This is a genomic window from Kitasatospora sp. NPDC048239, from assembly GCF_043202015.1.
Lineage (GTDB): Bacteria > Actinomycetota > Actinomycetes > Streptomycetales > Streptomycetaceae > Kitasatospora.
The window spans coordinates 618,005-642,586 of record NZ_JBICZP010000003.1 but is presented as its reverse complement, the minus strand read 5'-3'; the positions used below and the strand labels follow the sequence as shown (position 1 = coordinate 642,586).

Below are 24,582 nucleotides of genomic sequence, written 5' to 3'. Positions count from 1 at the left end.
CGTCAGAAGGGGTGTCAGACGTGTCTGACACCCCCTCGCGCGCACGCGTTACCTGGGGAAATGGGGTCTGTCGCCGTCAGGGGTGTCTGACGCGTCTGACACGTCAGGGCCGGGCCGGGGTGGTCAGGCGGCGGCGTGGTGGAGCGGGACGATCCGGTAGCGGCCGGCGTCGCCGGTCTCGGCGAGGCGGCCGCTCGCGACCATGTCGGAGACCTGTCCGGACACCCAGCTGCGGGTGCGGTGGAAGCGGTCGCAGTGCTCCATGAAGTCGGCCGGGCCGACTTCGGTGAGTCCGGCGGCCTCGAACTCGGCGAGGATCTCGGCCATGATGCGCTGGGCCTCGCTCTTGCCCACCTTGGTGCGCGGCGGGATCTCGGGCGGGGCGATCTGCACCACTCGTTCGACCGGGGGGAGTTCGGCCTCGGGGTCGATCCACCCGTCTGCGTCGTCGTCGCTGTCGGCGGTGAGGTCGTAGTCGTAGTCCACGGCGCCGGTCTCCTGCTCGTAGATGCTGTCGTCCTCGCCGTCCACGGCGGGCAGGGCGGGGAGCGGGTGGCGGGTGCGCTGGGTGAAGGCGGGGCCGACCGCGTTGGCGGCGGCCTTGGCGGTGACCGGGTCGCAGGTGGCACGGATGCCGGCGAACTCGGCGACGGCCCACGTCATGGCGTCGACCGGGGTGAGGTAGGCGCGGCCCGGGGTCGCCCACACGCCCTCGGGGATGCCGTTGGCGACCAGGTAGGAGTAGCCGGGCTTCTTGTCCCGCCACGCCTGCGGTGCGGCGCCGGCGTCCAGTGCTTCGTCCGGCAGGGCGAAGGTGGCGTCGCGGTCGTCGCGCAGGCCGAACACCCACGACGAGCCGAGGGAGGCGCGGGTGTCGGTGCTGATCTGGGAGCCGGAGGCGCGCTGGAGCGAGACGACCAGGGTGATGCCGGCGGAGCGTGCCTCCTGGGCGATGCCGGTGAACACGTCGTCGTCGGTCTCGCGGATGGTCTTGGCGGCTTCCTCGAACCAGGCGAGCAGGTACGGCATGCCCGGGGAGCCGTCGGCCTGCGTCTCGGCGCAGGCCGGTTCCCACTGCTTGTAGCCGTACTTCGCCAGCCAGGACGTGCGGGCGGGGATGACGGCGCGCAGGGCGGTGATCATGGCCTTGGTGTCGTCCACCGTCAGCGCGGCCCAGTCGATCGCGGGCAGCAGCGGGCCGAGGGTCTGTTCGGCCTTGGCCGGGTCAGACGCCCACACGATGACGTCCCGGCGGGTGACGGTCTCGGTCAGGGCGGTCAGGCCGCCCTCGGACTTCCCGGACCCGGTCATCCCCATGATCAGCAGGTGCATGGCGTTGCGCCCGGCCTGCGGGTCGCCGGGGAAGAACATGGCCATCCAGCCGCCGTCTTCGTAGATCCCGAGGTGGACGGGGTCGGCGATCGACCCGCCGGGGTGCGAGGGCCCGGGGTAGGCGACACCGGCCTTGAGCAGGTCGTGCGGCACGACGGTGAGCGTCGCCCGGCTGGAGTCGTCCGCGTCCGGGTTGAGGCGCACGGCGTTCTTCGCGACCTTCAGCGCCCCGGCGAGGCGGGGCAGGGCCTTGGACACGTCGTCGGGCGTCAGCTCCCCGCCGGGCAACTGGAGCCCGAAGACCGCCTTGTTGGGCTGCACCTCGGCCGAGGTGACCATGGTCTTGGCCAGTCCGACCTTCTCCAGCAGGCCGCCGTCGGCGCCGGCCGGGGTGCCGTCGGCGTTGACCCGCAGCAGCTGCCGCACGTTCCAGCTTCCTGCGAGGGCGGCGCCCCCTATGAAGTACAGGCCCGGCAGGGGACCGGTGAGCGGCCCGGCGAGGGAAGCCGCGGTGAACCACGACGTGCCGGCCGCCACCGTGATCGCGGAGTGCAGACGGCGCTGCGGGCTGGTGTTCTTGCCCGCCCACCAGGTCGCCGAGGTGAGACCGAGGGAGGCGAGCGTCAGGCCGACCGCGCCGGCCGCCGACGACCCCCACGCCATGGTGGCGGGGACGGAGAGGACGCCGGCGCCGGCGGTGACGAGCCACGGCGGCAGGTAGGGCTTGACCCGGTGGAGCAGGTACTCGCCGACGCCGCCGGAGTGCTGGTTGGGGTCGAGCTGGAGATAGCCGATCTGGCCGCCGTCGAGCTGGACGGCGGGCTGCTGCTGGCGTGGCACGGACTGCCTCCCTGAAGGCCAAGGGGTGAAAGAAGGGGGAGGGGCCCGGTGCCGGGGCGGGGACGCGCGCACAGCTCACCCGGCCAGGAAGCGGGCGAGGGGAACGCGCCCCTCGCCCCGGACAGCCGGGTCGGGAGGGGTCAGCCGCCGAAGTCGAACTTGCGGCGCGGGGCGTGGCGGGGGCGGGCGACGCGGGAGATCTCCGGGTCGAACTCCTTCTGGAACGCGGCGTAGGTGCGGGCGATCTCGGCGGCGCAGTCCTTCGCGTCGTCGGCGGCCTTCTTGAAGTGCTTCGACACCCGGCGGGCACGCGCGTGGGCGCCGAACGGGATGCCGTCCGAGTCGGGCACCTCCTTGAGCACCGCGTTCAGGATCTCGTGCGCCATCGACAGCTCGAAGCAGATCTGCATCAGCGCCGAGCGCCCGCGCTCGCAGAACGCGCGCACGTCCGCGTTGGTGAAGAACTCCGGGTCACCGAGCGGCGAGTAGCCGCGAGCGGCCCCGGAGCCGGCACCGCCAGGGCCCTGCTGCTGGCCGCCGCGCGGCGCGGCTCCGAGGCCGCCGCCCGTGCCGGGACCGGGGCCGGTGCCGCCGGGCGCGGCCTGCCCGCCCCAACCGCTGGTGCGGGTGCGGTTGTAGGTGAAGTGGTAGGAGTTGCCACCGGCCGCCCCGCTGCCGCCGGCACCGCCCACGCCGGGGTTTCCGCCGGGCGGAGCGGGACGCGTCGGGCCGCCCGCCGAGCTGGCGGGGCCGGAGCGGCGCGGGGGCGGGAACGGACTGCCGATGTTGGGAGGAGTGCTCATCTGTGCTTCTCCTTAAGAGAGTTCAGTCCACCGGGGCGGTGTCGGCGGGCGCGATCGGGATGGTGGCGAGGGCCTTGCGGCGCCGCGACCAGAGCGCCTGGGCGGTCGCGGTGCCGACGAGCCAGGCGGCGGCGAGCGGGCCGTTCAGCGGGCCGAACCAGACGGCCAGCGCGGACCAGGCAAGGCCGGCCGACAAGGCGGTGACGGAGCGGGTGCGGGCACGGTTCTTTCGACGGACAGCCGCACGCGGGTGGCGACGCGCCATGAACACCCGCCCGGCGGGCAGCAGCACGGCCGGGACGGCGAAGGCGAGGGCGGCGGCCGGGACGGCGGACAGTGCACCGGCCGCCCCGAAGACGCCGATCCCGGCCCAGACGGGCGCCCACGCGACCCGGCGGCGCCACAGCGCCCTGCCGGTCGCGCCGGCCACCCGGCCGGCCAGGGACGGCCGATGGGGAACGATCAGGACGACCGGGGCGGTACCCCGGCCGAGGTCGACGACGTGGGCGGCGGGCCCTGACCGCCGCCGGCCGCGCTGGGCGGGTATCTGGACCTTGGTGGTACGGATGCGGGCCATGACGGGCCTCCGGGGCGTTCAGAGCCGGTACGGCTCCAGCGAGAAGAACAGGACGGTGCCGTGGGCCAGCTCGGGCCGCTGCTGCGTCAGCCAGTCCCGGATGTCCAGGTAGACGTGCTGGCGGATGCTGCCGGGGGCGGCGGTGATGGTGCCGTTGTGGGTCGCGATGGCGAACCCGGCAGGCACCGGGTACTGGAGCGTGATCAGCCACGCGTGGGTGGGCTCGGCGACCGTGGTGGTGCTGGTGGTGTCGGACACGGTTCCTCCGGTCTGTCGGGTCAGCGGTCGACGACGGGCTTGGCGAGGTCGCGGTGGATGAGGTGCACGGCGGTGCCGGTCTTGGCGAGTCGGCGGGCGAGGGCCATGGCGACGGTGGCGGCGCGGTGCCGACCGCCCGCGCAGCCGACCGCGACGGTCAGCGGCGCCACGCTCGGCCCGGCGTCGTAGGCGTCGGCCAGCAGGGCGGCGGCGGTGATGGCCTCCCGGATGCCCGGGGTGCCCAGGACGGCCCGGCGGACCGGGAGGTCGTGGGCGCTTTGGTGGCGCAGGGACGGGTCGACGTGCGGGTCGCGGAAGTGGCGGCGCAGGTCGACAGTCACGGTCGCCTCGGGCGGGGCGCCGTGCAGGTACCCGAAGCTGATCACGTTGATCTCGGTCACGGACATGGCGGCGTTCCCCTTGCGGAGTCGGCGGTGCAGGTCGGGGGAGGTTCAGGCGGCGAGCGCGGAGGCGCCGGCGCAGGGCAGGCAGGTGCCGAGGTGCGCGGGGAGCACGTAGCCGGCGTCGTGCCCGCAGGCGGGGCAGGTGCGGCGCGCCCGGTTGGCCTTTTCGAGGGCGGCGGCCCGCGCGGGGGTCATCGGTCGCACCGGCAGGGCCAGCGCGATCCGGTAGAGGCAGGCGAGCCGGGCACTCCCGTAGCGCGAGCGCCACATGACCTGCGCGGCGACGTCCTGGCCTCCGGGGCGAAGACCCTTCGCCCGCAGCTGGCGGCGGGTGAAGAGGCCACGCGGCGCCATGCGCCACGGGTAGGTGGGCATGCCGCCGTGCCGGTCGCCGGACGGGTCCCAGTGCCGGGGGCGGCTCATGCGGCCACCGCCCCGGCGTCACCAGTGCCCTGCTCGCCGAGCCGCTTGTAGACGGCACTCACGTAGGCCGGGGAGCGGGTGGCACGGCGGGCGGCCTCCCGCTGCGGGACGCGCTCACGCCAGCACTCCTCGATCACACGGGCGGCCTCCACCCCGTCCAGCCGCTCCGGCTCCGGCGGGTCGGTGTCCACTCGGTCGTCGTCGGCGTTCACCTCCTGCTCGGGAGTGAACGGCTCGGGCTCCGGGGTGTTCACCGGGTCCGGCTCGTCGGTGTACACCGGTCCGTCGACCACGTCGTCGACGGCCGGCGCAACCGGGTCGGCGGTCGGCCCGGCGGGGTCGGCGGTCGGCCCGGCGGGGTCGGCCAGGGCGGGGTGAACGGGCGCGGGCACCGGGTGAACAAGCCCGGTGTTCACCGCGTTCACCGGCCCCACCGGGAGCGTTTCCCAGGCACCCGGAACGGGGCCGGAGGACAGCGCCCCGGCAGGCGGCGAGGGCGGGGTGAACGGCACGGCCGAGAGGGTGAACAGCGGCGCGTTCACCACCTGCCGGGCCGCCTTCGGGACCGGTGCCGGGCGGGCGGTGAGCCGCGGTTGGGGCCGCTTCGCGAGCCGGGCCAGGGCCCTCCGGTAGGCCGGTCCGGCCTCCGCGACGAGCAACAGCAGAAGCGGCGGGATCAGGTGGATCACGACGCCCACCAGGTCCTTTTCCAGCGCGGCGGCCCCGATGTTGAGCCACACCGTGGCGAGCCCGGTCACCCATCGGAAGACGGCCGGCCAGCGCCCGGCGCTCACGCCGAAGCGGGACAGGGTGCTGTCCGCCTGAAGACTCAGGATGAAGCACCCGTCCCCGGCAACCGCCATGACCGGACCGGTCCCGTAGCCGGGCGAGTGGGCGTCGATGAACGGAGCGGCGGTGGACATGCTCACCGCGACCACCGCCCCCGTCAGCACCCACGTACCGGCACTGATCACCCGCGACGTTCGGCGGATCTGGGCCTCGGTGGGCACCTCGGTGAGCACCGGGTGAACACCGTGCCCGTTCACCCGGCGACCCCGGCGTTCACTCGGGCCCGCGAGCGGGCCGCCTGCCGCAGCAGGGTGTTGCGCTCACGCTCGGTGAGGCCGCCGAAGATCCCGGCGGGCTCCTTGCGCTCCAGCGCGTCGGCCAGGCACATCGTGCGAACCGGGCACCCGGCGCAGATCATCTTCGCGCGGCGTTCGGCCCACTCAGCGGCGTCCGGCCCGATCTCCTCGGGGTCCGGGTAGAACAGGTCGGTGGCGAGGGCCTTGCAGGCGGCACCGCGCAGGTCACCGTCCGCGTCCGGGCGGATCTCGGCGAGCACGGTGGCCGCCGGGCGGGCCGTCAGGTGCGGGGTGCGGGTTGCCGGACCGCCGAGGAGGCTGTGCGGCTTGGTCATCACGCCGCCGCCTTCCACGTCTGGGCCCGGCGGCGCTCGGCGGTGTGCATCAGCGCGGAGGCGAAGCGGGCGGCCGGCGGGTCGAGGTCCCGCAGGACCGCCCTTGCGACGTCGAGCCGAATCATCCGGTCCTCGACAGTCAGGTCGGTGCTGCCGTCGAACAGCTCCGTGTCGACGCCGAACCCAAAGTCCGCGCCGGTCCCGAAGGCCAGCTCCGCGAACTCCTCGGGGGTCGCGGCCTCTTTGCCTGCAACAATCAGTTTCATGGGTTCACCTCGTCCAATCAGGGGGTGAGCCCGCAGGACCGCCGCGCGCCCAGCCAAGGAATGCGCGGCGGTCCGACTCATGCGGGCACAGCTTCTCGTGGTGCACGAGCAGCCATGGCCACGGCCCGACCGCGATCGGAGGGGCCGGGCCAAAGTCACTCGTTCACAGCTCAGACCCCGCACGCCGAAGCGATGCAGGGCCCGTGATGCCGTCCTCTTGGGGAGCGCGCTCCCATTCAGGCGCGGACGGCTTGACCTTTCGGTCTTGCCCTCCGGACTGACCAGGCGCCGGGTACCTCGGCCCGATCTGTCCCGGGCCCCTTCGCCCTGGATGCGGCGGAAGCCGGCCATTCGTGGGCGCGTTTGTGCAGGTCAGAGAAGCGAGAAGCTCCCCCATCGAGCTGCTTAGGGGGGCTTTCGCGCTTGCCTGATACCCAAGGTAGGCAGTGCCCGCCTGGGCGTCAAGTCCCCCTCGCGGTATCCTTGCCTCGCCCCCCTAGGCAGCGAAGGGATGACCATGCACGAGGAACTGGAGCGGGTGGCCAACGTCGCCGTCCCGATCGAACGGGCCAAGGCGGCAATCTCGCTGATGGCGGACTATCAGAACCGGGTAGTCGAGCTGTCCCGCGTCCGCCGCGAGGCCATCGAAGAGGCGTCTGCATCGGGCCTGTCGCAGACGGAGATCGCCGCCCTGCTCGGTGTCAGCCGTGGGCGTGTCGGTCAACTCGCGTCCGCCGGCCCCGCCCCGGAGCGCGCGTTCTTCGGCTTGGGCCCGATGACGGTGGCCCTCGGCGGCAAGTACGAGGCCGGGAAGTCGCAAGACGAGAACCCCAGCGAGGTCGTGACCAGGGAAGACCTCAGCAACTACGAGCACCTGCGCAAGCTGTTCGCAAGCCTGAAGCTCGACTCTGACTCAGAGGTGATCGCGCCGTCCGGCATCGTGAACCTGAACCGCGACCACCTGGTGGTCATCTGCGGGCCAAGGCTGTCGCCGATCGTGGCTCAGGTGCTCGAAGGGGACGACAACCTGCGCTTCCGCAAGGATCGTGCCTGGCATCTCGTGGACCAGCGCACCGAGACCGAGTACCGCTCGCCGCTGGACGAGGACGGAACGGCCGGCGATGTCGGCTACCTGGCCCGGCTACCCCGACTCGACGGCAAGGGCACGTTCCTGTACATCGCCGGCATCCACGCGATCGGCGCGAACGGCGTCGTCCACTACCTGGAGAACCACCTGGGCGAGCTGTACCGCGAGGTGAGGACGAAGCGCTTCTCCACACTCATCTCATGCCGCTACGACCCGAAGACCCTTGAGGTTCTGGAGAGCAGCAGGGTTACCCCGATCTACCGACACGAGGCCTAACATGCGCGTCTCTCTTGCCACCGCGCCCGGCGGCCCGGGTGCCAACGAGGACTGGGTGGGCGCCACCTCGTCGCTGGCCGTCGTTCTGGACGGGCTCAGCACGGTCGGACTCGACACCGGCTGTGAGCACGGCGTTCCCTGGTACGTCGCCCAACTCGGTGGCCACCTGATGGCCGCGCTGGCCGACACCCAGCGTCCGCTGACCGACGGGCTTGCCCAAGCCCTGGAGCAGGTGGCGGCGCTACACTCCACCTGCGACCTGGCCAACCCGGGGACGCCGTCGGCGACGGTCTCGATCCTCCGGGCCGGCGGCGAGCAGTTCGACTACCTGGTGCTCGCCGACTCGCCCATCGTCTTCGAGCGCAGCGGCGAGTACCTGCTGAAGACGGATCTGCGGGTGGACGCCGTCGTGCCGGAGCTCCGGGCCGAGACCGAGCGCTTCGCCACCGGAACGCCGGAGCACACGGAGAGCGTGCGCCGCATGGTCACGGCACAGAGGCTCACGCGCAACACGGCGGAGGGCTACTGGGTAGCAGCGTCCAACGGAGAGGCGGCCAGGCACGCGGTCACCGGGGTGGTGCCGGCCGCTGGCGTCAGCGCGGTCGCGGTCATGTCGGACGGCGCTTCCACCCTGGTGACCAACTACGGCGCGGCTTCCTGGCCGGAAGTCTTCGCGACCATGAGAACGGGCGGCGCCGATGGGCTGATCTCCGCTGTGCGTGATGTCGAGGCCACGGACCCGGATGGTGCTCGCTGGCCGCGCTACAAGCGAGGCGACGACGCAGCGGTCGCGTTCTGCCAGATTCCGTGAGCGCGGCCAGCCTCCTTCGCGGGGCGAGGCGGGAACCCTGAAGCAGGTTGAGATGGCAGTTAAACGCTACGTGAGGGGAAACTCCCACGGCGGGTTCGAATCCCTTTGTCGCCCGATCGAAGTCCGGAAATCCTATCTGGACGGGTCTTCGAGCGAGCGACAAAGGGATGCCTGCCTGAGCCGGACTCTGACGGGAGGCTCTAGATTACCTCTTGCTGTCCCTGGAAAGGCTGGTCCAGCTGCTGTTCTCGCATTCTCTGGTCGGCGCGCAGGCCTTCTACTGTGGCGGCGAAACTCGCCAGATTTGTTGCCTCGTCATGCGCATATGGCGCAATTCCCAGATCAAGTGCCGTTGAGTGTTGCTCGATACTGTCGGCAGTCTGTTGAAGATTGAAGGCCCGCTCGCGGGGCTTAAAGTAACCAGTGGCTCCAGTGACGACCGTAACAATGAAGCCCAGGGCGATCAGGACCCCTTTCCCAGGCTGCGGAGGGTCATACCACGCGGTGACTGCAGTAATGGATGCCGAACTGGCGAAGACTAGCCACTGTGTCAGCAGATGAACACGCCGATAGTGGCGGGACTCCTTGCGCAGGCGGGCCACTTCGCCAGGGAGTCGCTCCTTGTATGAGGCCTGGCGATTTAGCGTTTCTGGAGTTGCGCTTCTAGCCTCAAGGACTCGTCGTTCCTCTGCAAGCTCCAGATCAAGCTTAAGTTTCCGTACCGATGTCCCACGGTCTGGCCAAATCGCATAAACATCATGGAACTCGGCTGCCACCTGAAGGGCTGTTCCGCCAGCTAGCAATGCCGAGATGATGAAGAATGTGAGATGGACTGCCCCGGGGGTGTGGGAATTGAGCCAGAAGAGATTGCTGATGAGTACCCAGGAGCAAAATGTGGCCACAAGCAGGATTGCGGTTCCGTAGAGGCCTGCGACCTGGAGCCGCCGATTCTTGATTCGCTGCTTGAGGTCTTCGACCTCTCGGCGATATTGAATCAGCATCTCGGTAGTGCTCGTAGTGCTAGCCATGAACTTTGCCACCCCTGGCTCATGAACGACGTACCTGCGCCGCCAAAGACGGCGCCATCCCCTCATCTTGTCCATGAAGTTACACCAGTAAAGTGGGTCCCGTAGTGCGTCCAGTGCAAAAGTGCTGCGGTGCGGCCTGTTGGAACCGGGTGGGCGCCGCCTTGTGGCGTCACCTCGGGATTCCGCGCACTGAATGACCCGCCGACACCAGTGGCTGGCGGGTTGTGGCCGTGGCGGACCTGCACGGACACGGTTGGGTTGGCTAACCTGGGCCAGTCGTGGGCCGTAGTGTCCTGTCAGCGGCGTTGACCTGGTGTTCCGCCTGGTCCGGGGTGATGTCAGCGTTCCATCGGGCTTGATCTTGAAAACTGCTGTGCGGTGACCCCATGCCATGGGTTCGAATCCCACGCTCTCCTCTGGTGGCGGGAAGCCCAGATCAGGGCTGGTGTCGGCAACTTGCCGACACCAGCCCCTTCCGATTCGGCCCCGGAGCGGCCCACCCGCTTACCAGGTCAGGTCACCGTGCGCGGGCCAGTTGTGGGCCAGATTCGCGGCCTACTCCACCCCGTACTCCTGATCCAGGAATCGATCGATGCAGGTATCCCATCCCGCCAGGCAGCCCTATGCTTCGGCGCATGCCTGTTGCCCTACGCCGCGTCATAACCAGGTTGACCCCCGCCCAACGAATAGCCGCTTCCACGGCCGCAGCTCTTCTCATCGCCGGTGGGATCACCGCCGGGGTCTTCGCCACCAGCGATCACCCGCCTGCGTGTGCACAGGCTGCTCTGCAAGACACGCTCGGCATGACAGCCCAGGTTGAGTGCCTCGGCCAGGTCGCCAAGTGGTGCGAGGACAACTACCCAGAGGACGGGGCCTGCAAGAACAAGGTCTACGGGTACGACCCGCGGCCGCTCGGCCGGGACTAGCGGGGCGGCGAGATGGCAAGGCGAGGAAGCGGCGGTAGCGGCGGGTGTCTGGTACTCCTCGCCTTGTGGCTCGTCCCTCTTGCATTCAACATTCACCTCGGCTGTGCGCCAGACCCGCCGAAGCCTGCTAGCCCACCACGGCCGACGAAGCCTTTCGTCTTGGAGTGGAGCGCAGTTGGGTCGAGCTGCGCCGACGGGTGGGCCTCTACCTCGATCGGCAAGCGCGGTGCATGCTCGCACCATGGAGGTGTGGTCACGGTATGGAGCAACACGCATGGGGTCACTGTGCGGTGCAGGGCCTACCCGATGACATCGACCAGCTGCTAGCCCAGCCCCAAGATCTCAAAAGGACGGGAGCAACCCTTTCTCTACCCGCCTCTGGGAGAAGCCTGGGAGAAGATCTTGAGACCAGGGCCGTCTGAAGCTGGGTGGGACCAACCCGCCCCAAGGCTCTGGCCTGCATCTTCATACATGCACGCAGGTCGAATCCCAGCCCGAACCTCATTCGGGACGAAGAGGCCGTGGGTTCAAATCCCGCCACCCCGACCCAGTAACACCAGCTCAGGGCCGGTGTCCTTCACAGGACACCGGCCCTGACTGCTTTTCAGGGGCCTCTGGAGAGATCCGGGAGAAGATCCTGAAGTCCACCTCCAGGGCGGCCCCTGCTCGGGAGCCTCCGGCGGGGCGCCCAGGGCCGCCGCCTGCGAGTCGGCCCTCATCGCCCGGCGCCGGCCGGCTCGACGCCGGCGCGCGCCCGCGACCGGTCCGATCGCCAGCGCGGGAAGTCGGAGTCGTCGACTTCCCGCGCCGCCGACCCCGGCCACCCGCCTCCAGCTCGGCCAGTGCGGCCCCGCACCAGCGCAGAGGGCCCGTCGGAGAGGTCCGACGGCCCCCTGGCGTGCTCGGCTACTCAGGGGCGAGCGGGTCAGAAGAGAGCGGGGAGGTCGGTGCGGGAGGTGACGGCCAGTTTGGGGTAGGCCTTGTAGAGGTGGTGGCCGACCGTCCGGGGGCTGAGGAAGAGCTGGGCGGCGATGTCGCGGTTGGTGAGGCCCTGGGCGGCGAGGCGGACGATCTGGAGCTCCTGCGGGGTGAGGGCGGCGAGTGAGCCCTCGGGGGCGTCGGCGGGTGTGGTCGCGGGGGCGGTGGTGCCGGTGGCGGTGAGTTCGGTGCGGGCGCGCTCGGCCCAGGGGTGGGCGGCGAGGCGTTCGAAGGTCTCCAGGGCGGCGCGCAGGTGGGGGCGGGCGTCGGTGCGGCGGCGTTCGCGGCGCAGCCACTCGCCGTAGAGCAGCGCGGTGCGGGCCTGCTCGAACGGGCGGTCGGTGCCGTCGTGGAGTTCCAGGGCGGACCGGTAGGCGGACTCGGCGAGTTCGTCCGGGCCGAGCAGGGCCTGGCAGCGCAGCCGCAGGGCCTCGGCCCAGGGCCGGTCGGCGGCGCGGGCCCAGCGGGCCAGGCGCTCGTACGGTTCGGCGGCGCGGTCGGGGGCGCCGAGGCGGACGGCGGCCTCGACCAGGTCGGGGATCGCGCGGGTGGCGCAGACGTGGTGCCGGTAGCGGCCGGTGGTGAGGGCCTGGAGCCGGTCGGCGGCGTCGGCGGCCCGGCCCTGGCCGAGGTCGAGCAGGCCCAGCGCCCACTGCGCCCAGGGCTCGCCGGGGGCGGGGGCGGCGGACCGCGGCGCGTCGGCGGCCTGGGCCGGGCCGGCCAGGGCGGTGGCGGTCAGCGCCACGCACTCCTCGGCGGCGCCGCCGAGCGCGGCCAGGCAGGCCAGCAAGGCGCTGAGTTGGCTGACCCACTGGTGCTGGCCGCTGTCCCGGGCGAGGGCCAGCGCCTCGCCCGCGGTGGCCTCGGCGTCGCGGTGGCGGCCGTGGAAGAGCTCGGCCTCGGCGAGGAAGAACTGCAGGGTGGGCAGGACGCCGAGGGTGCCCTTGGACCGGGCCTCGGCGATGAGTTCACCCGCGAGGTCGATGGTCTCGGCGTCGCGGCCGAGGATCAGGGTCGCGCCGCAGAGCTGGACCAGGTCGCTCGGGGTCTCGGCGCCGTCCCGGCGGGCGGCCGCCGCGGTGTCGCGGGCGGTGGGCAGCGGCTGGGCCGGGCGGCCCAGGGCCGGGAGGACGGCGGCCGGCAGGTGGCGGGCCAGCGCGGTGTGGGGGTCGCCCTCGGGCAGCGGGAGCCGGGCCAGCCGGTCGAGCACGGTGACGACCGGCTCCTCGCCGGCGTACCAGGCGGCGTGGAAGGCCTGGAAGAGCATCCGCGCGGCGTGCGGCGCCTCGATGTCGGTGTCGGCGGCGTCCAACAGCAGCCGGTAGGCGGCCTGGTAGGAGCCGCGCCAGAAGTGCGCGGTGGCCCGGACCTGGTCGAGCAGGGCGTGCGCGAAGACGCTGTCGGTACGGGCGGCGGCGCGGTCTGCGAGCGCCTCGGCCTGCGCCAACTTGCCCTCCTCGGTGGCGGCTTCGGCGGCCAGCACCAGGCGTCGGGTGGCGCCGTCGCGGTCGGGCGTGAGGCGGGCGGCGCGCTCGTACGCGGCGGCCGCGCCGCCGTGGCCGCCGCGGGCCTCGGCGCGGAGGGCGGTGCGCTCCAGCGCGTCCGCGAGGTCGGCGTCCGGCGCGGTGGCGGCGAGGGCGAGGTGCCAGGTGCGGCGGTCGCCCTCGCCCAGCGCCTCACCGATGGCCCGATGGACGGTCAGTTTCTGCTGGAGCGGCGCGCGTTGGATGATGGCGGCGCGCAACAGGGGGTGCCGGAAGGCGAGTCGGTGGTCGGCGGTGGTGGAGACCAGGCCCGACTCCTCGGCGGGGGCGAGGTGCTCCGCGGACACGCCGAGCGCGGCGGCGGCCGGGAGGATGACGTCCAGGTCGCCGTTCTCCTCGGCGGCGGCGACCAGCAGCAGCGTCTGGGTGGCCGACGGCAGGCCGGTGACCTGGCCGTGGAAGGCGATCTGCAGTCGGCTGGTGAGCGGGAGCGCGCCCGGATCGGCGGGCGGGGCCGGGGTGGTGGGCAGTTCGGTGAGGGCGAGCGGGTTTCCGGCCGCCTCGGCGAGAAGTCGGCGGCGCACCTCGCCCGGGAGGCCCGCTCCGGCGCGGGAGGTGAGCAGCCGGTCGGCGTCCGGCTCGTCGAGCCCGGCCAGCCGGAGCTCCGGCAGTCCGGCCAGCGGAAGCGCCTCGGCCGGGCCGCCCGGGCCGGCTCCGGGGCCGCCGTCGCGCGCGGCGAGCAGCAGGGCGACCCCCTCCGCCTGAAGCCGGCGGGCGGCCAGCAGTACCGCGTCCAGGGAGGCCCGGTCGAGCCACTGGACGTCGTCCAGTACGCACAACAGGGGCTGGTCGGCGGCGAGTTCGGCGAGCAGTCCGAGGGTGGCGAGGCCGGTGAGCAGCCGGTCGGCGGGCGCTCCCCCGGGTGCGGTGACGGCCTCGCCGAGTCCGAACGCGGCCTCCAGCGACCGCCGTTGCGGGCCCGGCAGGGCGGCGAGCCGGTCGAGGCCCGGGGCGAGCAGCAGACTGAGCCCGGCGAAGGGCAGTTCGGCCTCGTACTCGACACCGGCCGCGCGGACCACCCGGAACGCGTCACCCGCCGCCGCGACCGCGTGCTCCAGCAGCGCGGTCTTGCCGATGCCCGGCTCCCCGCGCAGCACCAGCACCCCGCTGCGGCCGCCCCTTGCCCCGTCGAGCAGACCGTCGACCAGCGCCTGCTCCCGTTCCCTCCCGTACAGCATCCCCCGACCCTACCGGCGCGGCCTACGTACACCCCTACCTATGCGTGACGGATTCGCCCGCCGCGCGCCATCCGTACCTTCATGACCAGCAGGAACAAGCAGCCGGAACAAGCGGCGGGACGGGAGCCGGAGAACCGGCCAACCGCCCGCCAGGACAAGGGAGAAGACCATGAACGCCATCCAGAGCAGCGACCTCCAGCAGCTCGCCGAGCGCTACCTCGCCACCTGGAACGAGACCGACCCGACGGCCCGCCGCAAGCTGATCGACGAGCTGTGGAGCGAGGACGGCGGCTACACCGACCCGCTGGCGGCCGTCACCGGCCGGGACGGCATCGACGCCGTGATCGCCGCGGCCCAGGGCCAGTTCACCGGGCTGGAGTTCACCCTCGGTCCGGTCGACGCCCACCACGACATCGCCCGGTTCACCTGGAACCTCGGGCCGGCCGGGGCCGAGCCGCTGGTGGTCGGCTTCGACGTGCTGGTGGCCGGCCCGGACGGACGGATCGCCTCCGTGTACGGCTTCCTGGACCGCGTCCCGGGCGCCTGAGCCCTGCGGCCACCGGGCGGGGGCGGCACCCGGCCGCCCCCGCCCACCTGGTCCCGCACCCCTCCCACCCCTTCACCGCGCCAAACCCCCTTGAGGAGCATCCGAGATGAGCACCGCCCTGCGGACCAGGCCGACCACGGCGAAGAGCCCGGACCCCTCCACCAGGGGGCTGCTGCCGGTCGTGCTGACCACCACCTTCATGACCGCGCTCGACTTCTTCATCGTCAATGTGGCCGTACCGTCCGTCCAAGCCGATCTACGAGCCGGACCATCCGCCGTCCAATGGGTGATCGCCGGGTTCGGTCTGGCGCTGGCCGCCGGACTGGTCACCGCCGGCCGGCTCGGCGACCGCTACGGTCGGCGCCGGGTGTTCGCCCTCGGCCTGGCCCTGTTCACCCTCGCCTCGGCGGGCTGCGGCCTCGCCCCGACGGCGTCCGCACTGGTCGGGGCCCGGGTCGTGCAGGGCCTGGCGGCGGCGCTGATGGGCCCGCAGGTGCTGGCCATCCTGCGGACGGCGTTCAGCGGCGCGGCCCAGGCCAGGGCGTTCGCGATGTACGGGCTGACGATGGGCGTCGGCGCGGTGTTCGGCCAGTTGATCGGCGGCGTGCTGATCCGGGCTGACGTGTTCGGCCTGGACTGGCGCAGCTGCTTCCTGATCAACCTGCCGATCGGGCTCGCCGCGCTCGCCCTGGTCCGCCGCTGCCTGCCGGAGTCCCGCGCCCCGCAGCGCCCCGGCCTGGACCCGGTGGGCGTGCTGCTGGCCACCCTCGGGCTGACCGGCCTGGTGCTGCCGCTGATCCAGGGCCGCGAGCAGGGCTGGCCGCTGTGGACCTGGCTCTGCCTGGGCGGCGCGGTCGCGCTGCTCGCCGTCTTCGCCGTCCACCAGCACCGGCACACCGGTACCCCGCTGGTCGACACCGGGCTCTTCCGCAGCCGGGCCTTCACCGCAGGTCTGCTCGCCCAGCTCGCCTTCTGGCTCGGCCAGGCGTCCTTCTTCCTGGTGCTCGCCCTGCACCTGCAGCTGGGCCGCGGCCTGGACGCGCTCGGCGCCGGCCTGGTGTTCACCGCGATCGGCCTCGGCTATCTGCTCACCTCCACCCGGGCGCACCTGGTCGCCGCCCGCCTCGGCCGCCAGGCGGTCGCGCTCGGCGGGCTGCTGATGGCGGCCGGGCTGGTCCTGCTGGACCTGGCCGTGTACGGCGGCGGGACGACCGGCAGCGTCTGGTGGCTGGTGCCGGGCCTGTTCGTGGACGGCCTGGGGATGGGCCTGGTGATCGCCCCGGTGACCGGCGTGGTGCTGGCCGGGGTCGAGCCGCGGCTGGCCGGTTCGGCGGCCGGGGTGCTGGCCACCGTCCAGCAGGTCGCCGGGGCGCTCGGGATCGCGCTGATCGGCCTGGTCTACTACGGCGCCGGCGACCCGGTCGCGGCCTTCGGCCGGAGCCTCGCGGCCCTGACGGTGCTGGAACTGCTGCTGGCGGGCCTGGTCCAGCTGCTGCCGGGGCGGCGGGCGGGAGCGGACCGGAGCTGAGGCGGCCACCGCCGTAGCGGCGGCCGGAAGCGGACCGGAGCGGGGCGGGTGGGCCGATCGGGCCCGCCCGCCCGTTCCGTTCACTCCCGCGGATCGGGTTGGATGGGCGGATGAGCGAGGAGAAGAGCGCCGTACCGGCGTGGGAGCAGCGGTTCAGGGCGGCCAGGGTTTCACTGCCGGACTGGGCGGAGGACGCCCCCGCCCGGGCGCTGTACGTGTCCAACGCGACCGGCACCTACGAGGTCTACGCCTGGGACCGCGCCGACGACACCCACCGCCGGGTCACCGACCGGCCGAACGGCACCACGGACGCCGAGCTGTCCCCCGACGGCGCCTGGGTGTGGTGGTTCGACGACCACGACGGCGACGAGTTCGGAATCTGGCGCCGCCAGCCCTTCGCCGGTCGGCCGGACGGCGCGGACGGCCCCGACGAGGAGGCCGTGCCCGGTCTGGCGGCCTCCTACTCGGCGGGCCTGGCGCTCGGCCGGGACGGCACGGTGGTGGTCGGCCGCTCCACCGACGAGGACGGCACCACCCTGCACCTGCGCCGCCCGGGGGCCGCCGAGGCCGTCGAGATCTACCGGCACGAGGAGTACGGCGGCATCGGGGACCTCAGCTACGACAGCGCCCTGCTGGCCATCGACCACACCGAGCACGGCGACGCCATGCACTCCGCGCTGCGGGTGGTCCGGCTGGCCGACGGCTCGACCGTCGCCGAGCTGGACGAGGTCACCGGCCGGGCGGAGCCGCGCGGCGTCGCCTGCCTCGGCTTCGCCCCGGTCGAGGGCGACACCCGGCTGCTGGTCGCCCACCAGCGCAGCGGCCGCTGGGAGCCGATGCTCTGGGATGTCGCGACCGGTGCCGAGACGGCGCTGGAGCTGCGCGACGAGCAGGGGCGCGAGCTGCCCGGCGACGTCTCGGCGCAGTGGCGCCCGGGGGCCCGTGCGCTGCTGGTCGAGCACGAGTACGAGGCGCGCAGCGAGCTGTTCTCCTACTCCCTGGACTCCGGGACGCTGACCCGGCTGGAGACCCCGCGCGGCACGGTCGGCGGGGCGACCGCCCGTCCGGACGGCACGGTGGAGTTCCTCTGGTCCTCCGCCGCCGAGCCGTCCGCCGTCCGCTCCACCGCCGGGACGGTGGTGCTGCGGGCACCCGGCCCGGTGCCGCCGGGCTCGGTGCCGGTCGAGGACGTCTGGGTGGAGGGGCCGGGCGGACGGGTGCACGCACTCGTCCAGCGGCCGGCCGGCCAGGGCCCGTTCCCGACCGTCTTCGAGATCCACGGCGGTCCGACCCACCACGACAGCGACTCCTTCGCCGCCGGGCCGGCCGCCTGGCTGGACCACGGCTTCGCGGTGGTCCGGGTCAACTACCGCGGCTCCACCGGCTACGGGCAGGCCTGGACGGACGCGCTGCGCGAGCGGGTCGGCCTGATCGAGCTGGAGGACATCGCGGCGGTGCGCGCGTGGGCGGTGGAGAGCGGGCTCGCCGACCCGGAGCGGCTGGTGCTCTCCGGCGGCTCCTGGGGCGGCTACCTGACCCTGCTCGGGCTCGGTGTCCAGCCGGAGCTCTGGACGCTCGGCGTCGCCGCCGTCCCGGTGGCGGACTACCTCACCGCGTACGACGACGAGATGGAGGCATTGAAGTCCCTGGACCGCACGCTCTTCGGCGGCACGCCCACCGAGGTCCCCGAGCGGTGGACGGCCTCGTCGCCGCTGACGTACGTGGAGCAGGTGCGGGTGCCGGTCTACATCAGCGCCGGGGTGAACGACCCGCGCTGCCCGATCCGCCAGATCGAGAACTACGTCGAGCGGCTGGAGGGGCTCGGCACGCCGCACGAGGTCTACCGCTACGACGCCGGACACGGCTCGCTGGTGGTGGAGGAGCGGATCAAGCAGCTGCGGCTGGAGATCGACTTCGTTCGGCGGCACCTCGCGGAGGCGGGGGTCGGGCAGAATCCGACGGAGGAGGCTCCCGTCGGGGACGGCCCGGCCGGGAGATTCGACAGGGGGACCGTGTGAGACGTGCGTTGACGATCATGGGGGTGGGGGTGGCCGCAGCACTCGTGCTCACCGGCTGCTCGGGGCAGGACGACACCGAGGCGGCCTGCCCGCCGCCGGCCGGGCCTACGGCCACCGCCACGGCCACGGCCACGGCTGCTGCTTCGGCACCGGCCCCGGCCACCGCTTCGGCCGTTGCTTCGGCTACTGCTTCGGCTGCTGCTTCGGCTGCTGCTTCGGCTTCGGCGAGTGCGCGGGCCATGGGCGCGGTGGGAAGCGGCGTCGTGCAGGCGGCCTTCCACACCGGGGAGGACGGCGGCACCGTCCTGCTGGCCAAGTCCAAGTCCTCCGGGTCGAAGGGGTCCAAGGGCTCGAAGGGGTCGTCCAAGGGGCGCACCACGCGCCACCACGCCAACTCCTACGACTCGGACGACGACAGCAGCGGTAGCGGGAACAGCAGCCGCTGCGGCAACCAGCCGCCGCCTTCGCAGTCGCCCACGGCCTCCCCGTCACCCACGGCCTCCCCGTCGGCGACGCCCGCCAAGCCGGCCACCCCGACCGTGCCCACGGCGGCGCCGGTCCCGTCCAGACCGGCGGTGCCGGCCGTACCGCCTGCGAAGCCGAGCCGCTGAGCCGACGGGCCGCTGAAGCGCTGAGCCGCCGAGGCGCCGAGCGGACGCGCTACTCCAGGACCGGGTCCAGCCCGAGGGCCCGGTCCTGCTCGGCCTCCGCCTCGCGGCGGACCAGGCGGAACCACATGAAGACCACGAACCCGCCGAAGACGAACCACTCCAGGGTGTAGCCCAGGTTCTGGAACGCGCGCAGGGTGAGCCCGTTGCCCCCCTGCGGCTGCACGGTCGGTACCGGGCTCAGCCCGGCCGGCACCGAGTCCGCGGACACCCAGCCGTCGTACCAGCCGTCGTCCGAGAGCTTGTTGACGAGCGCGGCCCGGTTGATCGTGCCGAGCTGGCCCGCCGGGAGCCCGCCGGCCACCGCGCCGCCACTGCCGCTGGTCTCGCCGGCCTGCAGGCGGCCGGTCACACTCACCTCGCCCGTGGGCGCCGGGGCCACCGCGGACCCGCCCTCGGCGGACGTCTCCCCGGCCGGCGCGCCCGGGGCCCAGCCGCGGACGACGGCGACGGTGCGGCCGTCGCCGGTGCGCAGCGGGGTGAGGACGTAGTAGCCCTGCTTTCCGTCCACCACCCGGTTGGGGACGAGCAGCTGGTGCGCCTGGTCGAAGGTCCCGGTCACCGTCACCGGCCGGCCGACGGTGTCGGTGGTGACCTGCGGCTGGGCGGCGCTCAGCAGCTCGCCGAGCGGCCTGGCCGGACCGGCCGCGCTCGCCGCCTGCTCGACGTCCCGGTGCGAGGAGACCTTGTCCTCGAAGCGGCCGAGCTGCCAGGTGCCGAGCCAGACGCACACCGCGACGGCGGCCACGGCCAGCGCGGTGCCGCTCAGCCAGCGCGGAGTGAGGAGGAACCGGTACACACCCCCACGGTAACGACTCTTCACACCCCTCCCGACCACAGGGTCCCCCGCCGCACCGGCCGGGCCCTGCGGGGGCCGGGGCCGCCCGGCAGCGCCGAGCGGACCGGCGCCGGTCGGTTCAGCCCGCCGTCGGGGAGCCGGTCGGGCCCGGGGTCGGGGCGGGGGCGGGCTCGGCCTGGGTGCGGTAGACGGTGCCGGAGCAGGCGCCGAGCAGCACGGCGGTGGCGGCGGTCGGACTGCCCGGCGCCGGGGTGTGGGAGAGGGTGACGGTGGGCGGCGGGGCGCTCGGGCCCGTGGTGACGGTGGCCGTCGGGCTCGGGGCTCCGGTCGGGCCGGCCGTCGGAGAGGCGGAGGCCGGGGGCGCCGCACTCGGCGGCACGGAGGCCCGCATGGCGGGGGCCACGCCGCCGGAGCCGCCCGAGCCGCCGGGCTGGGCCGCCGGGGAGGAGCCCGAAGCGGCGGCCTGTCCGACCGCAGCGGTGGGCGAGGCGCCGGTCGGCGCCGGGCAGCCGCTGTCCGGCACCCAGCCGAACTCCACCCGGTACCCGGCCTGCGGGGCGAGCACCAGTGCCGGGCTGTTCCCATCCGCGATCGGCGCTCCGACGGGTGCGGGCAGCCCGGTCGCCGGGTCGCCCGCCGTGTGGTCGACCACCCGGATCCGCGCCGGGTCCGTACCGCTCGCGCCGCTGACCGCGACCGCGCCCGGGCCGCCGAGCAGACAGCTGTGCCCGGAGGTGTTGACCACGGTGAAGGAGCCGTAGATCCGCCCCTCGCCGTCGGGTGCGCCGACCTGTGAGGCGGCCTGTCCGAGGTCGGCGCGGGTACAGAGCGGTACGGGCGGGCCCTCGGTGCCGCCCGCGGTGGCCGCGGCGGAGGAGGCCACCGGGCCGCTGCCCGGGCCGGCCGTGCTGGCCCAGGCGCTGGGCGAGGCGGTGGTGGAGCCGGACGGGCTCGCCGTCCCGCCGGGGCCGCTGGTGGCGGGGTGGGGCGGCCAGACCGGTCCGGCGGAGCCGCCGCCGGTCGTCCCGGGGCCTCCGGTGACCGCCGGGGCGGCGCTGCTCTGCTCGGAGGGCGAGCCGGGGCCGCCGGAGAGGCCGAGGTGCTCGTCGTCGTGCAGGGCGGGAAGGGCGACGGCCAGCGCGACCGCGAGCGCGGCGGCCCCGGTCCAGGCGCCGCGCCGGGCGGCCCGCCGACGGGGTACCGCGCGGCGGATCCGGGGCAGGGCGGCGGGATCGGGGTGGACGTCGGACACCGCCCGCTGCATCAGCACCCGGACCAGGCGCTCCTCGGGGTCCAGACCGTCCGCGCCGGCCGGGGATGCGCTGCCGGGGGACGCACCGCCGGAGGATGCACCGCCGGGGGACGCACCGCCGGGGGACGCACCGCCGGTTCGCCGTTCCGGGCCGACCGCGTCGGCGGAGCCCCCCGCGCCCTGCCGATCGTCACTCATGCCCCGGCCTCCATCCGGACCCGCAACGCGGCCAGCCCCCGTGAGCCGTACGCCTTCACCGAGCCGAGCGAGATGCCCAGGGCCTCCGCGACCTGCGCCTCCGTCATGTCCACGAAGTAACGCAGCACCAGAACCTCCCGCTGACGGCGTTGCAGACCCCGCAGCGCGGCCTTCAACTGATCGCGCTCCAGCGCATCGTAGGCGCCTTCTTCTGCACTGGCCATGTCAGGCATGGGCTTCGGCAGCAGCCGCAGGCCGAGGATCCGGCGACGCAGGGTGGAGCGGGACAGGTTGACCACGGTCTGCCGCAGATAGGCGAGGGTCTTCTCCGGCTCGCGCACCCGCCGCCGGGCCGCGTGCACCCGGATGAACGCCTCCTGCACCACGTCCTCGCAGGTGGAGAGGTCGTCGAGGAGCAGCGCGGCCAGCCGCAGCAGGGAGCGGTAGTGGGCTTGGTAGGTCTCGGTGAGCAGGTCCTCGCTGGTGCCCGCGCCGAGGCCGGCCCCGGAGTCCGCCGGGCCGGGTGCGACCGCCGTCATCTGGCTATCTTCCGGCCTATCCGCGGGCCGCGGGGCGCGCGTCTCCGCGGGCCGCCGGCCGCCCCTGTCCACCGGTCGCGGGGCACGCAGCGGGAGCGTCACCGCGGCCGTCGCCGAGATGCCCGCCCGTACCCCCACCATCACGTTCGCCACGCCCGTTGGACACTCGATCCCCTGTCATGGTTGCCCAGCCCGCAGGACATTCTTCCGTATGCGTGGAAGACCCCTCCAGGGGATCCGCGGGGGGATTCCGGACAGGAATGTGCAGACGTGGTTCGCACCGGGCCGACGAAGGGTCAGCCGGACAGCTCGCCCGCCACCAGTTCGGCGAGCTGAAGGGCGTTCAGCGCCGCGCCCTTGCGCAGGTTGTCGCCGCAGAGGAAGAGGTCCAGCGCGGCCGGGTCGTCCAGCGCCCGCCGCACCCGGCCGACCCAGACCGGGTCGGTCCCGACCACGTCGTTGGGGGTGGGGAACTCCCCCGCCGCCGGGTCGTCGTACAGCACCACGCCCGGGGCGTCCCGGAGGATCTGCTGGGCGTGCTCCTGGGTGACCTCGCGCTCGAAGACCGCGTGCACGGCCAGCGCATGGGTGCGGATCACGGGGATGCGCACACAGGTCGCGGACACCTTGAGGCCGGGCAGGCCGAGGATCTTGCGTGACTCGTTGCGGAGCTTCAGCTCCTCGGACGACCAGCCGCCGTCCATCAGCGAGCCCGCCCACGGCACCGCGTTGAACGCCAGCGGCGCCGCGAACGGCCCGTGGTCGGCGATCACCGCGCGCAGGTCACCGGTCTGTTCGCCGACCTCGGTGCCGGCGACCAGCGCGACCTGGTCGCGCAGCGCGTCCACCCCGGCGCGGCCCTCGCCGGAGGCCGCCTGGTAGGTGGCGACGACGAGCTCGGCGAGCCCGTACTCGGCGTGCAGTGCGCCGATCGCCGCGATCATCGCGAGGGTTCCGCAGTTCGGTCCGGCGACGATGCCGCGCGGCCGGATCCGCAGCGCGGCCGCGTTGACCTCGGGGACGACCAGCGGGACGTCCCCGGCCATCCGGAACGCGCCGGAGTTGTCCACCACCACGACGCCCTTGGCCGCCGCGATCGGCGCCCACTGCGCGGAGACCTCGTCGGGCACGTCGAACAACGCGACGTCGATCCCGTCGAAGGCCTCCTCCGCGAGCGGCACCACCTCGACGGGCTCCCCGCGCACGGTCAGCTTGCGGCCGGCCGAGCGCGGGGAGGCGACGAGACGGATCTCGCCCCAGATGTCCTGGCGGAGGGAGAGGAGGCCGAGGAGCACCTCGCCGACCGCGCCGGTGGCGCCGACGACGGCGAGGTTCGGCCGCCGGGTCATCGCCCGGTGCCTCCGTAGACGACCGCCTCGTCCGAGTCGCTGTCCAGGCCGAAGGCGGTGTGGACGGCGCGCACGGCCTCGTTGACGTCGTCGGCACGGGTGACGACCGAGATGCGGATCTCCGAGGTGGAGATGAGCTCGATGTTGACGCCGGCCTCGGAGAGCGCCTCGAAGAAGGTCGCGGTGACGCCCGGGTTGGAGCGCATGCCTGCCCCGACCAGGGAGATCTTGCCGATCGCGTCGTCGTAGCGCAGCGACTCGTAGCCGATGCCCTCCTTGACCCGGCCGAGGGCGTCGATGGCCTTCTGGCCCTCGGTCTTCGGCAGGGTGAAGGAGATGTCCGTCAGGCCGGTCGACGCGGCGGAGACGTTCTGCACCACCATGTCGATGTTGACCTCGGCGTCCGCGATCGCGCGGAAGATCCGCGCCGCCTCGCCCGGCTTGTCCGGCACGCCGACGACGGTGACCTTGGCCTCCGAAGTGTCGTGGGCGACTCCGGAGATGATGGCCTGCTCCATCTCGCCCCCTTCGGGCTGGTTCGGGTTGTCGTTGCTGACGATCGTGCCGGGAAGGCCCGAGAAGGACGAGCGTACGTGAATCGGGATGTTGTAGCGCCGCGCGTACTCGACACACCGGTCGAGCAGCACCTTGGAACCGGACGAGGCCAGCTCCAGCATGTCCTCGTACGCGATCCAGTCGATCTTGCGGGCCTTCTTCACCACGCGCGGGTCGGCGGTGAACACGCCGTCCACGTCGGTGTAGATCTCGCAGACCTCGGCCCTGAGGGCCGCGGCGAGGGCGACGGCGGTGGTGTCCGAGCCGCCGCGGCCGAGCGTGGTGATGTCCTTGCTGCTCTGCGAGACACCCTGGAAGCCGGCCACGATCGCGATGTTGCCCTCGTCCAGGGCGGTGCGGATGCGGCCCGGCGTCACGTCGATGATGCGCGCCTTGTTGTGGACGGAGTCGGTGATGACACCGGCCTGGCTGCCCGTGAAGGACTGGGCCTCGTGACCCAGGGATTTGATCGCCATGGCCAGCAGGGCCATGGAGATGCGCTCTCCAGCGGTCAGCAGCATGTCGAACTCGCGGCCGGCAGGAATGGGTGACACCTGCTCCGCCAGTTCGATGAGCTCGTCCGTCGTGTCGCCCATCGCGGACACCACGACGACGACCTCATGGCCGGCCTTCTTGGCGTCAACGATTCGACGGGCCACGCGCTTGATGCCCTCGGCATCCGCAACGGATGAGCCGCCGTACTTCTGCACGACAAGGCCCACGTGCGCTCCTCGACTTGTGTCGTTTCCGGGGGCTCCAGGCCCCCGCACCCCCGGGTGGCGGGGGCTGTGCGGTCGGCGTCAGTCTACCGAGCAGGGGTGCCCCGACCGTCGCTTTCCATATGATGAGACACCGGTTTCAGCAGGTGGGCGGCGGTGCGGGGAGGCGACCGGCAGGTCTGCGGGGCATCCGGTACGGCCCCGCAGAATCGGCGGGTGAACGGACGGTGCCCGGGGGTTTTCCCTTTCACCGGAAAAC

General features: G+C 73.0%; 23 protein-coding genes. 7 read left to right on the top strand and 16 right to left on the bottom strand.

Annotated elements, in window-relative coordinates; all coding sequences use genetic code 11:
- Window positions 1-123 precede the first annotated feature (123 nt).
- From traB to ACGFZP_RS10725, 9 genes are all read right to left on the bottom strand, one after another.
- Window positions 124-2,172 carry a plasmid transfer protein TraB gene (gene traB, locus ACGFZP_RS10765; RefSeq protein ID WP_392930805.1) on the bottom strand — a complete coding sequence of 683 codons (2,049 nt, stop codon included), beginning with the start codon at window positions 2,170-2,172 and terminating at the stop codon, window positions 124-126.
- 140 nt (window positions 2,173-2,312) lie between these two features.
- Entirely contained in the window at window positions 2,313-2,975 is a 663-nt protein-coding gene (gene traA, locus ACGFZP_RS10760) for a plasmid transfer protein TraA (protein ID WP_392930803.1), read from the bottom strand.
- Between the two features lie 22 nt (window positions 2,976-2,997).
- A complete protein-coding gene (locus tag ACGFZP_RS10755) occupies window positions 2,998-3,552 on the bottom strand; it encodes a hypothetical protein (RefSeq protein ID WP_392930802.1) in 555 nt (184 codons plus the stop codon).
- Between the two features lie 18 nt (window positions 3,553-3,570).
- Entirely contained in the window at window positions 3,571-3,810 is a 240-nt protein-coding gene (locus ACGFZP_RS10750; RefSeq protein WP_392930800.1) for a hypothetical protein, read from the bottom strand.
- Between the two features lie 20 nt (window positions 3,811-3,830).
- Entirely contained in the window at window positions 3,831-4,217 is a 387-nt protein-coding gene (locus ACGFZP_RS10745) for an ATPase (protein ID WP_392930798.1), read from the bottom strand.
- 45 nt (window positions 4,218-4,262) lie between these two features.
- Complete coding sequence (locus ACGFZP_RS10740; protein WP_392930796.1) at window positions 4,263-4,637, bottom strand: RRQRL motif-containing zinc-binding protein; 375 nt, start codon at window positions 4,635-4,637, stop codon at window positions 4,263-4,265.
- A complete protein-coding gene (locus tag ACGFZP_RS10735; RefSeq protein ID WP_392930794.1) occupies window positions 4,634-5,560 on the bottom strand; it encodes a hypothetical protein in 927 nt (308 codons plus the stop codon). The genes ACGFZP_RS10740 and ACGFZP_RS10735 overlap by 4 nt, the downstream gene beginning before the upstream one ends.
- A 119-nt stretch (window positions 5,561-5,679) precedes the next feature.
- The gene (locus tag ACGFZP_RS10730; RefSeq protein WP_392930792.1) at window positions 5,680-6,057 is read right to left on the bottom strand and encodes a WhiB family transcriptional regulator; all 378 of its coding nucleotides are present in this window, start codon (window positions 6,055-6,057) and stop codon (window positions 5,680-5,682) included.
- Window positions 6,057-6,323, bottom strand: coding sequence for a hypothetical protein (locus ACGFZP_RS10725; RefSeq protein ID WP_392930790.1), 267 nt, complete (start codon window positions 6,321-6,323; stop codon window positions 6,057-6,059). The genes ACGFZP_RS10730 and ACGFZP_RS10725 overlap by 1 nt, the downstream gene beginning before the upstream one ends.
- A 517-nt stretch (window positions 6,324-6,840) precedes the next feature.
- On the opposite strand from ACGFZP_RS10725, the gene ACGFZP_RS10720 reads away from it, so the two are divergent.
- Window positions 6,841-7,686: a sigma-70 family RNA polymerase sigma factor gene (locus ACGFZP_RS10720; protein WP_392930788.1), complete on the top strand. Its 846-nt coding sequence runs from the start codon at window positions 6,841-6,843 to the stop codon at window positions 7,684-7,686.
- A gap of 1 nt (window position 7,687) precedes the next feature.
- Window positions 7,688-8,497, top strand: a complete 810-nt coding sequence (locus ACGFZP_RS10715; RefSeq protein WP_392930786.1) for a protein phosphatase 2C domain-containing protein — start codon at window positions 7,688-7,690, stop codon at window positions 8,495-8,497.
- Window positions 8,498-8,697: 200 nt separating this feature from the next.
- Here ACGFZP_RS10715 and ACGFZP_RS10710 read toward each other — a convergent pair whose 3' ends face one another.
- On the bottom strand, window positions 8,698-9,537 hold the full coding sequence (locus ACGFZP_RS10710; protein ID WP_392930784.1) for an SLATT domain-containing protein: 840 nt from the start codon (window positions 9,535-9,537) through the stop codon (window positions 8,698-8,700).
- A gap of 791 nt (window positions 9,538-10,328) precedes the next feature.
- Between ACGFZP_RS10710 and ACGFZP_RS10705 the strand changes: the two genes are divergently transcribed.
- Window positions 10,329-10,451 (top strand): hypothetical protein, encoded by a 123-nt coding sequence (locus ACGFZP_RS10705; protein ID WP_392930782.1) that lies wholly within the window; start codon window positions 10,329-10,331, stop codon window positions 10,449-10,451.
- A 925-nt stretch (window positions 10,452-11,376) separates the two neighbouring features.
- Here ACGFZP_RS10705 and ACGFZP_RS10700 read toward each other — a convergent pair.
- Window positions 11,377-14,151 (bottom strand): ATP-binding protein, encoded by a 2,775-nt coding sequence (locus ACGFZP_RS10700; RefSeq protein ID WP_392930780.1) that lies wholly within the window; start codon window positions 14,149-14,151, stop codon window positions 11,377-11,379.
- A 169-nt stretch (window positions 14,152-14,320) separates the two neighbouring features.
- On the opposite strand from ACGFZP_RS10700, the gene ACGFZP_RS10695 reads away from it, so the two are divergent.
- From ACGFZP_RS10695 to ACGFZP_RS10680, 4 genes are all read left to right on the top strand, one after another.
- Entirely contained in the window at window positions 14,321-14,698 is a 378-nt protein-coding gene (locus ACGFZP_RS10695) for a nuclear transport factor 2 family protein (RefSeq protein WP_392930778.1), read from the top strand.
- A 106-nt stretch (window positions 14,699-14,804) separates the two neighbouring features.
- Window positions 14,805-16,226 carry an MFS transporter gene (locus ACGFZP_RS10690; RefSeq protein ID WP_392930777.1) on the top strand — a complete coding sequence of 474 codons (1,422 nt, stop codon included), beginning with the start codon at window positions 14,805-14,807 and terminating at the stop codon, window positions 16,224-16,226.
- Between the two features lie 110 nt (window positions 16,227-16,336).
- Window positions 16,337-18,244 (top strand): S9 family peptidase, encoded by a 1,908-nt coding sequence (locus ACGFZP_RS10685; protein ID WP_392930775.1) that lies wholly within the window; start codon window positions 16,337-16,339, stop codon window positions 18,242-18,244.
- A 239-nt stretch (window positions 18,245-18,483) separates the two neighbouring features.
- Window positions 18,484-18,855: a hypothetical protein gene (locus ACGFZP_RS10680; RefSeq protein ID WP_392930773.1), complete on the top strand. Its 372-nt coding sequence runs from the start codon at window positions 18,484-18,486 to the stop codon at window positions 18,853-18,855.
- 49 nt (window positions 18,856-18,904) lie between these two features.
- On the opposite strand, the gene ACGFZP_RS10675 is transcribed toward ACGFZP_RS10680, so the two are convergent.
- The 5 genes from ACGFZP_RS10675 to ACGFZP_RS10655 form a co-directional block, all read right to left on the bottom strand.
- The gene (locus ACGFZP_RS10675; protein WP_392930771.1) at window positions 18,905-19,711 is read right to left on the bottom strand and encodes an SURF1 family protein; all 807 of its coding nucleotides are present in this window, start codon (window positions 19,709-19,711) and stop codon (window positions 18,905-18,907) included.
- A 118-nt stretch (window positions 19,712-19,829) separates the two neighbouring features.
- Window positions 19,830-21,161 (bottom strand): hypothetical protein, encoded by a 1,332-nt coding sequence (locus tag ACGFZP_RS10670; RefSeq protein ID WP_392930769.1) that lies wholly within the window; start codon window positions 21,159-21,161, stop codon window positions 19,830-19,832.
- Window positions 21,158-21,700 (bottom strand): SigE family RNA polymerase sigma factor, encoded by a 543-nt coding sequence (locus tag ACGFZP_RS10665; RefSeq protein ID WP_392930768.1) that lies wholly within the window; start codon window positions 21,698-21,700, stop codon window positions 21,158-21,160. Before ACGFZP_RS10665 ends, ACGFZP_RS10670 begins: the two co-directional genes overlap by 4 nt.
- A gap of 296 nt (window positions 21,701-21,996) precedes the next feature.
- Window positions 21,997-23,049, bottom strand: coding sequence for an aspartate-semialdehyde dehydrogenase (locus ACGFZP_RS10660; RefSeq protein WP_392930766.1), 1,053 nt, complete (start codon window positions 23,047-23,049; stop codon window positions 21,997-21,999).
- Window positions 23,046-24,326: an aspartate kinase gene (locus tag ACGFZP_RS10655; protein ID WP_392930764.1), complete on the bottom strand. Its 1,281-nt coding sequence runs from the start codon at window positions 24,324-24,326 to the stop codon at window positions 23,046-23,048. Before ACGFZP_RS10655 ends, ACGFZP_RS10660 begins: the two co-directional genes overlap by 4 nt.
- Between the last annotated feature and the right edge of the window lie 256 nt (window positions 24,327-24,582).